This is a genomic window from Streptomyces araujoniae, assembly GCF_050871195.1.
Classification (GTDB): Bacteria; Actinomycetota; Actinomycetes; order Streptomycetales; family Streptomycetaceae; genus Streptomyces; species Streptomyces bacillaris.
In genome coordinates, this window is record NZ_CP194070.1 from 411,806 (window position 1) to 424,236 (window position 12,431).

10 protein-coding genes are annotated in these 12,431 nt (G+C 71.3%); 2 read left to right on the forward strand and 8 right to left on the reverse strand.

Annotated features, from left to right (window positions below):
• Nucleotides 1–23 precede the first annotated feature (23 nt).
• The 6 genes from ACQ9ZG_RS01630 to ACQ9ZG_RS01655 all read right to left on the reverse strand — a co-directional run bounded on the left by ACQ9ZG_RS01630 (nucleotide 24) and on the right by ACQ9ZG_RS01655 (nucleotide 9,784).
• Nucleotides 24–1,043, reverse strand: coding sequence for a LacI family DNA-binding transcriptional regulator (locus tag ACQ9ZG_RS01630; RefSeq protein WP_028417287.1), 1,020 nt, complete (start codon nucleotides 1,041–1,043; stop codon nucleotides 24–26).
• 48 nt (nucleotides 1,044–1,091) lie between these two features.
• Nucleotides 1,092–2,138, reverse strand: a complete 1,047-nt coding sequence (locus ACQ9ZG_RS01635) for an ABC transporter permease (RefSeq protein WP_028417288.1) — start codon at nucleotides 2,136–2,138, stop codon at nucleotides 1,092–1,094.
• On the reverse strand, nucleotides 2,135–3,109 hold the full coding sequence (locus ACQ9ZG_RS01640; RefSeq protein ID WP_028417289.1) for an ABC transporter permease: 975 nt from the start codon (nucleotides 3,107–3,109) through the stop codon (nucleotides 2,135–2,137). Before ACQ9ZG_RS01640 ends, ACQ9ZG_RS01635 begins: the two co-directional genes overlap by 4 nt.
• Complete coding sequence (locus ACQ9ZG_RS01645; RefSeq protein WP_499279709.1) at nucleotides 3,106–4,845, reverse strand: sugar ABC transporter ATP-binding protein; 1,740 nt, start codon at nucleotides 4,843–4,845, stop codon at nucleotides 3,106–3,108. Before ACQ9ZG_RS01645 ends, ACQ9ZG_RS01640 begins: the two co-directional genes overlap by 4 nt.
• A gap of 97 nt (nucleotides 4,846–4,942) precedes the next feature.
• The gene (locus ACQ9ZG_RS01650; RefSeq protein WP_109915373.1) at nucleotides 4,943–6,028 is read right to left on the reverse strand and encodes an ABC transporter substrate-binding protein; all 1,086 of its coding nucleotides are present in this window, start codon (nucleotides 6,026–6,028) and stop codon (nucleotides 4,943–4,945) included.
• A 444-nt stretch (nucleotides 6,029–6,472) separates the two neighbouring features.
• Nucleotides 6,473–9,784, reverse strand: a complete 3,312-nt coding sequence (locus ACQ9ZG_RS01655; RefSeq protein ID WP_109915372.1) for a LamG-like jellyroll fold domain-containing protein — start codon at nucleotides 9,782–9,784, stop codon at nucleotides 6,473–6,475.
• Between the two features lie 274 nt (nucleotides 9,785–10,058).
• On the opposite strand from ACQ9ZG_RS01655, the gene ACQ9ZG_RS01660 reads away from it, so the two are divergent.
• Complete coding sequence (locus ACQ9ZG_RS01660; protein WP_181398234.1) at nucleotides 10,059–10,475, forward strand: ATP-binding protein; 417 nt, start codon at nucleotides 10,059–10,061, stop codon at nucleotides 10,473–10,475.
• Nucleotides 10,476–10,898: 423 nt separating this feature from the next.
• Nucleotides 10,899–11,447: a hypothetical protein gene (locus ACQ9ZG_RS01665; RefSeq protein WP_109917522.1), complete on the forward strand. Its 549-nt coding sequence runs from the start codon at nucleotides 10,899–10,901 to the stop codon at nucleotides 11,445–11,447.
• Nucleotides 11,448–11,709: 262 nt separating this feature from the next.
• On the opposite strand, the gene ACQ9ZG_RS01670 is transcribed toward ACQ9ZG_RS01665, so the two are convergent.
• Both ACQ9ZG_RS01670 and ACQ9ZG_RS01675 read right to left on the reverse strand, forming a co-directional pair.
• Nucleotides 11,710–12,069, reverse strand: a complete 360-nt coding sequence (locus ACQ9ZG_RS01670) for a YkvA family protein (protein WP_028417294.1) — start codon at nucleotides 12,067–12,069, stop codon at nucleotides 11,710–11,712.
• A gap of 82 nt (nucleotides 12,070–12,151) precedes the next feature.
• Entirely contained in the window at nucleotides 12,152–12,409 is a 258-nt protein-coding gene (locus ACQ9ZG_RS01675) for a WhiB family transcriptional regulator (RefSeq protein ID WP_018491378.1), read from the reverse strand.
• Between the last annotated feature and the right edge of the window lie 22 nt (nucleotides 12,410–12,431).

Here is a 12,431-nt window from a genome sequence, read left to right on the forward strand (position 1 = left end):
GGGTCCTCGGGGGTGGACGACGTCTAGCGGGAACGGCGGGGGCCGGTGGATTCGCGGACGACGAGGCGGTGGCCGGGGCGCGGGCGCCGGGGTTCGGCCTCGGCGGTGCCGGCGAGCCGTTCGACGAGGCTGTCGACGGCGAGCCGGCCGATGGCGGCCTTGTCGGGGGCGATGGTGGTGAGGGTGGTGGTGCCGTACCGGCTCTCCTCGATGTCGTCGAAGCCGACGACGGCGATGTCGCCCGGGATGGTGAGGCCGCGTTCGGTGATGGTGCGCATGGCGCCGATGGCGATCAGGTCGTTGTACGCGAAGACGGCGTCGGGCCGAATGCCGCGGTCCAGGAGGGAGGCCATGGCGGCGGCCCCGTCCTCCCTCCCGTAGCCGTCGGTGACGACCACGAGGGAGTCGTCCGGTGCGATGCCGGAGGCGGTCAGCTCCTCGCGCCACCCGCGCAGCCGCAGGTGGGCGGGTTGGCGTTCGCGGCCGGTACGGGAGCCGAGGAAGGCGATCCGGCGGTGGCCGAGGGCGATCAGGTGGGCGACGGCCTCGCGGGCGGCGGCCACGTTGTCGATGGCGATGTGGTCGTACGGGGCCTCGTACTCGCGCTCCCCCAGCAGCACCAGCGGTGCCGTCTCCGTGCGGGCCATCAGGTCCTCGGTCTCCAGGTGGATGGGGCTGAGGATGAGCCCGTCGATGACATGGGACCGGAACCCCTGGCTGACCAGCAGCTCCTTCTCGCGCAGACCCCCGGTGTGGTCGACCAGGACGGTGTAGTCGTGGCGGGCGGCGGCGTCGACCACCTCACCGGCCAGCTCCGCGAAGTAGGGGTTGCCGAACTCGGGGACGGCCAGCGCGATGATGCCGGTGCGGCCCTTGCGCAGATGGCGGGCGGTGAGGTTGGGCCGGTAGCCCAGCTCGTCGATGGCCTGCTGCACCTTGGCCCGCATCTTGGGGGTGACGTGCTGGTAGTTGTTCACCACGTTCGACACGGTCTTGATCGACACGCCCGCCCGCTGAGCCACGTCCTTGAGGCTGACGCCCACGGCACTCCTTGTACTCGGTTCGGCTGGTTCCCGTCCGGTCCGTCCGGTTCAGGTGGTTCTCCGGCTGCGCGCGAGGTAACGCTGCGCCACCACGACAACGATAAGGAAGCCGCCGCTGACCACCGACTGGTAGGAGGAGTTGAGGGAGCCGATCTGGTTGATGAGGTTCTGGATCACGGCGAGCAGCAGGACGCCCCAGAGGGTGCCGCTGATCGAACCGGCGCCGCCGATGAGGAGGGTGCCGCCGATGACGACGGCGGAGATCGCGTCGAGTTCCATGCCGACGCCGATGATGGTGACGCCGGAGGAGAGCCGGGCGGCGTTGAGCGCTCCGGCGAGTCCGGCGAGCAGTCCGCTGAGGGTGTAGACGAGGATCTTCGTCCGGGCGACGGGCAGGCCCATGAGGGTGGCGGCGTCGCTGCTGCCGCCGACGGCGAAGAGCGTCTGGCCGAACGAGGTGCGCTGGAGCAGCAGTCCGCCCGCCCCGAAGAGGGCCAGTGCGACGAGGATCGGGTAGCCGAACCCCCAGACGCTGCCCTGGCCCAGCTCCGCGAAGGCGGACTCCTTGGGGACCAGGTAGGTGGTGGCGCCCTCGTCGGTGAAGGCGAGCAGGAGGCCGCGTGCGGCGAGGAGGGTGGCGAGGGTGACGATGAAGGGGGCCATGGCGGCGCGGGCGATCAGCAACCCGTTGACCAGCCCGATCGCCCCGCAGACCACCAGGGGCACCAGCAGGGCGGGGAAGAAGCCCCACTGCGAGGCCCAGGCGGCGAGGACCCCGCCGAGGGCGAAGACGGAGCCGACGGAGAGGTCGATGCCGCCGGTGATGATGACCAGCGTCATGCCGAGGGCGACGATCGCGAGGAACGAGGCCTGGATGGTGACGCCCCGGGCGTTGTCGACGCTGGCGAAGGACGGGTAGACGAACGAGGCGATGAGGATCACGGTCAGCAGGACCGCCAGGACGCCCTGCCGCTGGAGGAGTTCGCCCACGCGGGCGCCGGTGGTGCGCCCGGGGTGCGGTACGGGGCGTGAGGGGGCGTTCTTGAGCGGCGCCGGCACCTGGGGGGCCGGGGCGGGTGAGGTGGTGTTCTTCATCGGGACCGACGCTCCCGGGCGACGTAGACGGCGGCGATGATGATGGCCGCCTGGGCGATCTGTGCGGTGGAGTCGGGCAGGTCGTGCTTGACGAGGGTGGCGCGCAGGAGCTGCATCAGCAGGGCGCCCGCGACGGTCCCGAGCACCCGGATGGAGCCGCCGTTGAGCGGAGTGCCGCCCACGACGACCGCGGTGATCGCGGAGAGTTCCATGAGGGTGCCGAGCGAGGACGGGTCGCTGGCGGTGAGCCGGGCGGTGGCGAGGATCCCGGCGAGCGCGGCCATCGTGCCGCAGAGGACGTAGACGCCGATCAGGACGCGTTTGACGGGCAGTCCGGAGAGGACGGCGGCGGGGCGGTTGCCGCCGATGGCGACGATCTGGCGGCCGAAGGTGGTGCGCTGCACCAGGAAGGCGACGGCGAGCGCGAGGACGCCCGCGATGAGGACGACCAGCGGGATGCCGAGGAAGGAGCCGGTGCCGAGGGCAAGCAGGTCGGGGTTGACGATCTGCTTCAGCTGGCCGTCGGCCAGCACCAGTGCCAGGCCCCGGCCGCCGACGAAGAGGGCGAGGGTGGCGACGATGGGTTGCAGCCCGACGAGCGAGACCAGCGACCCGTTGACGGCCCCGACGACCGCTCCGGCGAGCAGCGCGACGACGAGGCCGGGCACCAGCCCGTATCCGAGGTAGAGCGGGAGGAGGGCGGCGGCGAGCGCCATGGTGGAGCCGACGGAGAGGTCGATGCCCTCGGTGCCGATGACCAGGGCCATGCCGAGTGCGACGATGACGATGGGGGCGACCTGGACGAGCTGGGTGCGCAGGTTGTCGGCCGTCATGAAGTGCTCGGTGAAGACGGCGTTGAAGAGCAGGAGGGCGGCGACGGCCGCGTAGACGCCGTACTCCTGGTACCAGGCGGGGTCGCGGAGCCGGGCCAGTGGCCTCGCGGGGCGTTCCAGGGTGGCCTGGGTGGTCATCGGGGGTCCTCCTGGCCGGTGGGAGACGTCCCGCCGGCTTCGGGCGTGCGGTCGGCGGGCGCGGGGTGCGGTGGTCGGTCGTCGGGTACGGCGCCGGGCGCGCGCCCGTCGGCGGACGCGTCCCCGGCCGGTACGTCGCCGGGCGGCTCGGCGGCGCTGGCGGAGTCGGGTGCGGCACCGGGCGTGTGGTCGGCGAGCACTTCGAGGAGGCGGCTCTCCGCCACCTCGTCGCCCGCGAGTTCGCCGGCGACGGCACCGCCGCGCAGCACGACGATGCGGTCGGCGCCCTCGATCAGCTCCTCGATGTCGGAGGAGATCAGCAGCACGGCGAGCCCTTCGCGGGCGAGGTCGTCGATGAGGCTCTGCACCTCGGCCTTGGCGCCGACGTCGATGCCCCGGGTGGGCTCGTCGAGCAGCAGTACCTTGGGCTCCAGGCAGAGCCAGCGGGCGAGCAGCACCTTCTGCTGGTTGCCGCCGGAGAGTTCGCCGACCTTCTGCTCGGGGCCGGCCGCCTTGATCCGCAGCCGCTTCATGAAGATGTCGACGATCCGGTCCTGCCGCTCGCGGGAGACGATCCCGCCCCGGGAGAGCCGGGGCATGGCGGCGAGGACGATGTTCTCGCGGACGGAGAGCTGCGGGATGATCCCTTCGGCCTTGCGGTCCTCGGGGAGCATGCTGATGCCCGCGCGGATGGCGGCGGCCGGGGTGGGGCGGCCGACGCGCTCGCCGTCGACGGTGATCTCGCCGCCGTCCAGGGGCAGGGCGCCGGTCAGCGCCTTGGCGGTCTCGCTGCGCCCGGAGCCCAGCAGCCCGCCGAGCCCCAGCACCTCGCCCCCGTACAACTCAAGGGAGATGCCGTGGAGTTGGTGGCGGCGGTCGAGTCCGGTGGCGGTGAGGACGGGGGTGCGGGCCACGTCGTGCCCGGCGGTGTCGAAGTTGGTGAGGCCCTCGCGGCGGACCTCGGCCAGGTCGCGGCCGAGCATCATCGAGACGAGCCGCATCCGGTCCAGTCCGGCCAGGTCGCCGGTGTGGACGTGGCGGCCGTCGCGCAGGACGGTGACCCGGTCGCAGACGCGGTACAGCTCGTCCATGCGGTGGCTGACGTAGAGGACGGCGATGCCCTGGTTCCGGAGGTTCTCGATGACCCGGAAGAGGGTCTCGACCTCGCGGGGCTCCAGCGACGAGGTGGGCTCGTCCATGATGACGACCTGGGCCCTGACGGAGACCGCGCGGGCGAGGGCGACCATCTGCTGGGTGCCGATGCCCAGGGTGTGCAGGGGGCGCTTGGGGTCGACGCGGACGCCGAAGCCGTCGAGGAGTCCGGTGGCCTCGCGGTTCATCCGGCCGAAGTCGATGAGCCCGAAACGGTTCTTCGGCTCACGGCCCAGGAAGATGTTGCGCGCCACGCTCATCAGCGGGACGAGGTTCACCTCCTGGTAGATGGTGGAGATCCCGGCCTGCTGCGCCTCGAAGGGGCGGGCGAAGCGGACCGGCGTGCCCGCCACCCTCACCTCGCCCTCGTCGCTCCGGTAGACGCCGGTCAGCACCTTGATGAGGGTGGACTTGCCGGCGCCGTTCTCTCCGACGAGCGCGTGGGTCTCCCCGGCGCGCAGCGAGAAGCAGACGCCGTCCAGGGCGACGACGCCGGGGAACCGCTTGCTGACCGAGCGGGCTTCGAGCACGGGGTCCGCGACGGCGGTCTCCGCGTGCCGGGGTGTCGCTGCGGTGGGTGCCATGGATCCTGGCCTTCCGGTGGTACGGGAGTGGGGCCGGGCCGCCGTGACGTCCGGATTCCGGGTGCGTCACGGCGGCGGGCGGCCGTCCGGTCGGGGGTCAGTAGGCTCCGCCGAGCGAGTCCTTGGCGTTGGCCTCGTCGTACTCCCGGTCGGTGATGATCACGTTCTCCGGGATCTCCTCGCCCGCGTAGAACTTCTGCGCGGTGGCGAAGGCGAGCGGGCCGAAGCGCGGGTTGGACTCGATGACCGCGTTGTACTCGCCGTCGGCCAGGGCCTGGACGGCGTTGCGGGTGCCGTCGACCGAGACGATCTTGACGTCCTTGCCGGGCTTCTTCCCGGCCGCCTTGATCGCGGTGAGGGCGCCGAGGCCCATCTCGTCGTTCTCCGCGTAGACGGCGGTGATGTCGGGCTTGGACTGGATGAGCTGCTCCATGACCTGCTGGCCCTTGTCGCGGGCGAACTCGCCGGTCTGCTGGGCGACGATCTCCAGGCCGGGCGCCTCGGCCTCGACCTGGTCGACGAAGCCCTTGGTGCGGTCGGTGGTGACGTTGTTGCCGGAGGTGCCGAGCAGGATCGCGACCTTGCCCTTGCCGCCGGTGACCTTGATCATCGCGTCGGCGGCGCGCTTGCCCTGCTCGACGAAGTCGGAGCCGAGGAAGGCCACGTAGTCCTTGCAGGCGGTGGAGTTGACCTTGCGGTCGATGGTGAGGACGGGCACCTTCTTGGCCGCCGCCGCCTTCAACGCGGGCTCCAGACCGTCGGAGTTGAGCGGGGCGACGATGAGGAACTGGGCGCCCTGCGCCAGCATGTCCTGGATGTCGCTGATCTGCTTGGAGAGCTGGGACTGCGCGTTGGTGGTGAGCAGCTTCTTGACGCCGACCTTCTTCGCCTCGTCCTTGATGGACTGGGTCTCGGCGATCCGGAACGGGTTGGCCTCCTTCTCCGACTGGGAGAAGCCGACCACCGCGTCCTTGAGGTCCAGCTTCGGCGCGCCGTAGGTCTCCAGCGAGCAGCCGGAACCGGAGGTGGAGTCGGGGGACTTGGCTTCCTGGGCGCCCTGGCTGCTGTCGCCGCCCGCGCTGTTCGAGGTCTCCGACTTGGCGCAGCCGGCGGCGGCCAGCGTGGCGGTGGCGGCGAGGAGGCAGGCCACGGCGAGGGTACGGGGTCGACGCTGGATCATCATGCGCGGAACGCTCCTTGGCGGGTTGACGGCACGCGCGACGGCGTGCGGTCGGGCATGCGGGACGAGGCGGCGGCCGCTCGGGGACTGATGCCACGGCATCCCTCGCACCCCTGCTCCGACGTGCGGGAACAGCGGTCGCGAGCGCCTGCCCGGGGCTGTCGGCGGCTCGGTTTACAACGTTATATAGGCGGTGGAGCACGGGCGGCAAGAGCGCTGCCGATGCGTTTCGAAAATGTGCCGGCCGCGGGGCGGGGAGGCGGTACGCACGTCGTACGGTCCGGCTCCGCGGGCCGCAACCGGCCTTCTCCGAGGGCGCGTTCGGAGCCCGAGGGCTCCCCGAGGGGAGCCCTCGGCATGAACGGGAAAGGGATGTCCATACCCGGGCCCGCCCGGCAGCGGCGGAGAGACTCCGTGCGCCGCCGGACCGGCCCCGTACAGCCCCTCCTACGGCTTCCGGCCGCTGTGGAGGGCGGTCACCTCGTCGGCGGTCAGGGCCCGGTCGTACACCCCGACCTCGTCGACGGCCCCCTTCCAGAAGTCGGTCCTCGCACCCCCGTAGAGGGCGCGCCCGACCGAGAGCGGGCCGGTGCTCACGTCGGCGGGTCCGGCCCCGGTGGTGGCGGCGAGCGTCCCGTCGACGTACAGCTTCGCCTCGCCGCCCTGCCGGACGCCGACCAGGTGGTACCACTTCCCGGTCTCCGGCACGATCTCCAGGCGGGCGCGCTTGCCGCCCGGGGTGGAGAAGGCGAACGCGCCCTGTCCGTACTGGAGATAGAAGGGGTTCTCGGTGCGGCGGCCGTCCTGGCTGACGACGGTGGCGTAGTTGCCGGGCAGGGCGTCCAGGGTGGCCCACGCGGAGACGGTGTAGTCCTTCGTGGTGTCCACGACGGGACCGGCGCTCTGCGCGTACTGGCCCTCCCCGTCGAACTTCAGCGCGGATCCCTTGACGCCGGGTGTCCAGGACGCGCCGCCCTCCAGGGCGAGATGGGCCTTGTTGGGTCCGCTGTCACGGGCCGTGGTGCCCTTGTTCTCGTCGAGCGGCCAGGAGCCGCCGCCCTTGAGTTCGTCGCGCTCGCCGGCCTCGGCCCCGGCGGCGATGACCTGGCGGTTGATCTCCCGGACCGGCCGGGGGTCGACCTTGATCTCGCGGCGGTCGTAGGTCCAGAGCCCGTTCAGCTCGTTCTCCAGGTCGCTGACCTGGGTGTAGACGGAGCCGGACAGTTCGGCTCCGGCCGCCGCGAGGTAGTACGTACGGGTGTTGTCGACGTACTTGGCGGTGAGGGCGGCCTTGTCCGCGACCCCGGAGTAGATGTTGGCCGGGGCGCCGGGCCACATGTGCCCCGGCGTGCGGAGGGTGAAGCCGCCGTGCTCGCCGTCCATCGCGGCGCGGCGGTCGTCCGGGAAGGCCGGGTCGTCGTTCACGTAGTCGTGGTGGTCGATGATCTCGCCCTTGCCGGAGTCACCCTTGGACGCACAGCAGTTGACCCCGCTGTGGGCGTTGACGACGCGGGACGGGTCCAGCGCCTTGACCTCCTCGGCGATCTCTCCGGTCGCCGTACGGTCCCACTCGCCCCAGCCCTCGTTGAAGACGATCCAGCCGCTGATGGAGGGGTAGTTGTGGAACTGCTTCATCAACTCCTTGCCCTGGGTGAGGAAGGCGTCCTTGCCCAAGTCGTTGTCGATGTCGGCGTTGACGAAGTCCTGCCACACCAGCAGCCCGAGCCGGTCGGCGTGGTAGTACCAGCGCGGCGACTCGACCTTGATGTGCTTGCGTACGGCGTTGAAGCCCAGGTCCTTCTGCGCCTTCAGGTCGAAGGTGAGCGCGGCGTCGCTGGGCTGGGTGTACAGGCCGTCGGGCCAGAAGCCCTGGTCGAGCATGGCGAGAGAGAAGAACGGCTTCCCGTTGAGGACGAGCTTCTGGTAGCCGCCGACCTTGTCGACCTTCAACTGCCGCATGCCGAAGTAGCTTTCGACGCTGTCCTTGGAGCGGCCGTCGGTGAGGGAGACGTCGAGGTCGTACAGGTAGGGGTCGTCGGGCGACCAGAGGCGCGGGTTCTTGAGCTGGAGGCTCAGCTTGCGGTTGGCCGGTCCGGTGACGGTGCCGACGGCCTTCCCCTTGCGGTCGCGGGCGACCGCGGTGATACGGGAATCGGGGGACGCCTGGCCGGAGTTGACGGTGACGGCGAGGCGGCCGGTGTCGATGTCCGGGGTGGTGGTCAGGGAGTCGATGGCGACGGGCGCGACCGGCTCCATCCACACGGTCTGCCAGATGCCGGAGGTCGGGGTGTAGACGATGCCGCCGGGGCGGGTCGACTGCTTGCCCTTGGGCTGGTTCGGACCGGTCGTGTCGGTGACGGCGACGACGATCTCCTGCGGGCCGGTGCCCTTGAGCGCGTCGGTGATGTCGGCACTGAACCCGGTGTAGCCGCCGGTGTGTTCGGCGACCTTGGTGCCATTGACCCAGACGGTGGACTCGTAGTCGACGGCGTCGAAGTTGAGCTTCAGCCGCTGGCCCTTGCCTCCGCCCTTGCCGTCCTTGCCACCGCTCTTGCCTCCCTGGGCGATCTGCCAGTTCTTCGGGACGGTCACGAGCTTGCGGTAGAACATGTGGTCCTCGTCGCGCTCCAGGCCGGAGAGCTGGGACTCGACCGGGAACGGCACGATGATCCGTTCACCGAGCTTCCTGCCGAAGACCGGCCGCTCGCCCTCGGTCGCCCCGGCGAACTCCCACGGGCCGTTGAGGTTCTTCCACCGCTCGCGGACCTGCTGCGGGCGCGGGTACTCGGGCAGCGGGTTGTTCACGTCCAGCTTGTCGCCCCACGGGGTGGTGAGGCGGTGGGTGGAGAGGTTCTTCGCCGTGCGGCCGATCTCCGGCACGGTCTCGGACCCGGACGTGAGCCCGCCCTTGCCGTCGTAGACGACCTTGACCCGCTGGTCCTTCAGAACGGGTGCGGCGAGGTCGACGATCAGCGCCCGGGGGTTGTCCGAGGCCCGCCGCACCGCCTTCACCGGCATCGGCGAGGTGTCGACCTCGATCTTGAGGTGGTCCTTCACCTTGCCGTGATGGCCGACCCGGTCCTTGAAGGTGGCCTGGAGGCGCTTGCCGTTCCGCGCGACGCTCAGGGCGACCGGGTAGACCTCGAAGTCGGCGGGCGGGGTGAAGGCGGACTCGGGCACGATCTGCTTCTTGACCGTGTCGCTCTGCCAGCGCAGGAACATGCTGGCGCCGCCGACGTCTTGGAACATCTCCAGCTTGAAGTCGTGCTTCTCGCCCGCCTTCAGGGCGATCGGCTCGCTGTGCCGCTCGTTGTCCCAGTCGGGCTGCCAGTGGTCGATGACAACGTTGCCGTCGAGGAAGAGCCGGAAGCCGTTGTCACCGATGGCGGAGAAGGTGTACGTCCCGGTCTCGGGGGCTTCGAGCTGTCCGGTCCAGCGGGCGGTGGTGTGCTCGGTCTGCCCGGTCGCCGACTCGAAGGTGCCGGTGAGGCCGGGGAAATCGATCTCGGGGTCCAGGACGGTGGCGCCGAGTTCGGCGAAGTCCCGGGCGCCCGGGGCGGACATGCGGAAGTACTCGCCCTTCAGCCCCCGCACATCGGTGACCGGGTCGTCCGCCGCGAAGGCCGTCACGGCGGCGGGAGCGGGGGTGGCGGGGGCGGCCGCCGCCGGGACCAGGGTGGCGCCGGCCGGTATCAGGAGCGCGGCGGCGCAGGTGAGGGCCCTGAACAGGGCACGGTGGCGCGGGTGTTGTCGTCTCAAGGCGTCGTCCTCGTCGCAGAGCCGGGGAGTGCCTCGAACCGGCGAGGCACTGCACATAGTCGAACATTGAGCCACAACACCAAACACTGCACAACGGTCGTGCACAGAGAATTTTCAACGATAGAAAACGGCGGCACGCTGGGGCCCGCCGGTCCCGCCCCGCCGTCCCGGGGGTGGCCCGCGCCGTCCGCCCGCCCCGGGCACGCTCCATGAAACGCCGTCCCGGGGGTATCCGGTTCTTCAGCCAGAAAGCTCACGCGACGGGGTGACCGCCATGAACGACCGCATGCTGATGACACTTTCGCCGGACGGGGAGACCCGCACCGACTACGTCTGCAGGCCGGAGAGGGCCGCCGACGCACGGGACGCCGTCACCGGCTTCGTGGCGCGGCTGCACCCCGCGCCGGCCGCCCACGTGGTGCAGAACCTGCTGCTCCTCGTCTCGGAGCTGGTCACCAACGCCATCCGGCACGCGGGCGCGGTCACCGGGCTCTGGCTCACCGCGGACCGGAGTGGCATCCATGTCCGGATCAGCGACCCGAGCCCGGTGCAGCCTCAGGACCGCACACCCGACCTGACCGGCCGCACGGGCGGCTTCGGCTGGCCGATGATCCGGCGGCTGGCCCGGGAGGTCACGGTCCAGGAGTCGCCGGACGGCGGGAAGGTCATCCTCGCGACCGTGCTCCGCTGACCTCTGACATCTGACCTCTGACCACGGACCACCGGGGCCCGGATCGGAACGAGGGCCGGGGGGCCGGGGGCCGGGGCGAGGGCCGGAGGTCCGGGATGCCGGGGGCCGGGGGCCGGGGCGAGGGCCGGAGGTCCGGAGGTCCGGATCACGGTCGAACGGTGGACCGGCCCGGGGAACGGCACGGTCGGCGCGGCCCGGTGGCTCCCCGCCCCGCCGGCAACCAACCGAACGACCGCACCGCCGCACGGTCCGCCTCCCCCGCCCCGCCGCCGGACAGCCCGCGGAGACGCCGGGCCCACGGCTCACGCCGCCGCAGGAGTCTCGGAAGCCCGTAGGAGCCGCAGGAACCGGAACAGCGGCAGCCGCGGCCCGGAGGAGCGGCAGCCTCGTCTCCGGTTCTGCGCGGTCGCTAGCATCCACGACATGGTCAGCGATCCGATAACCGAGCTGCGTCGTCCGGATGCTCCGACGGTCGAGCACATCGACTTCGACACCCTGGACGGATACCGCTTCGCGGACGGCGAGGGGCTCCCCGCCTCCTATCGCGCGTTCGTCCGCCACGCGGGGTGGGGACGCCTCTTCGGTCTGTGGTTGGTCTACCCGCCGGTCCACCCGGGATACGCCGACGGCCTGCACGGTCGAGGCGCCCAGCTCACGCGACGTCTCCGCGCGAGCTACCGGGACGGAGAGAACGAGGCGTACGACTGGATGGTGGAACCGGACGGCGACTGGAACCTGGCGGCCGCTCTGGAGGTGTTCGCGTGGAGCGAGAACGGCGATGCCCTGCTGTGGAACAGCGCCTCACGCGACGCGGACGGGGAGTTCCCCGTCTGGGAGTCGCGCGGTATCAACTCCCTGCACTACCTCGGCACGGACCTCCGCGCGGCGCTGCCCCTGATCCGCACTCGGTCCGTCCGTACGCCCGGCTCCACTCCCTACGATGTGGAACCGCTTCCCGCCACCCGCCTCTGAGCGGGCTTCCGCCGAGGGCGCGTCCGGGAGTGCCGGCAGGGCACCCGGGATCGTTCGGTGACGAGCGACCCGGGCGCCCCGACCACAGCGCCGTACGTGAAGATCGACGACGAGAACGGAGCGGGGCCGTGCCTCCCCGGAGCCCGGCTCCCCGGAGCCCGGGGCCGGTCCGGCCGTGCGCGGGGCGAAGCGGGGCTGCCGCAGCCCCCGTTCGGGCAGGGGGAGCGGAAGCGAGCCCCCTGTCGGCCTCGGAACACTCCGTCTAGAGCACGGCGTCCGGCCGCCGGTCCACCCTGCCGGTCTTCTCCGGGCGCGGAAGCTCCACCGGGGCGCCCGCGCCCTTGGCCCGTCCGAGTCCGGCCGAGGCGGCGGCGGAGTGCAGGGAGCGCAGCGCCAGCAGCAGGAAGCCGATGTCGTCGAGGTAGACGGGATCGGGCAGCAGGTCGACCGGCGAGACGGTGTAGACGACGGCCGCCCAGACGAGGGCCTTGCTGCGCAGCGGGATCCCGGCGTCGACCAGGAGCTTCCGGGCCTTGAAGACCCGCACCAGCAGGACGACGGCCAGGGCCAGCATGGCCAGGGCGGCGACGGCTGCGACAACGAGCCAAACGGTGGTGTCCATGGCTCATCGTCTACCCACTGCCGCCGATGACGAAATTCTCCGTCGGGCGGACCTCGGTGGCGGACGGAGCCGTGGCCGGAGGTCAGCCGGCGGAGTTCTTCGTACGGCGGCGGTTGCGACGCTTCAGCGCGCGTCGTTCGTCCTCGGCGAGACCGCCCCAGACGCCGGTGTCCTGGCCGGTCTCCAGGGCCCATTCCAGGCACTGGGCCTGCACCGGGCAGGTCCGGCAGACCGCCTTGGCCTCCGCCGCCTGGACGACGGCGGGGCCGGACGTCCCGATGGGGAAGAACAGGTCCGGGTCCTCGTCGCGGCAGGCCGCGTGTGTGCGCCAGTTCTCCATGCTGCTCACTCCCGGGTGTCGG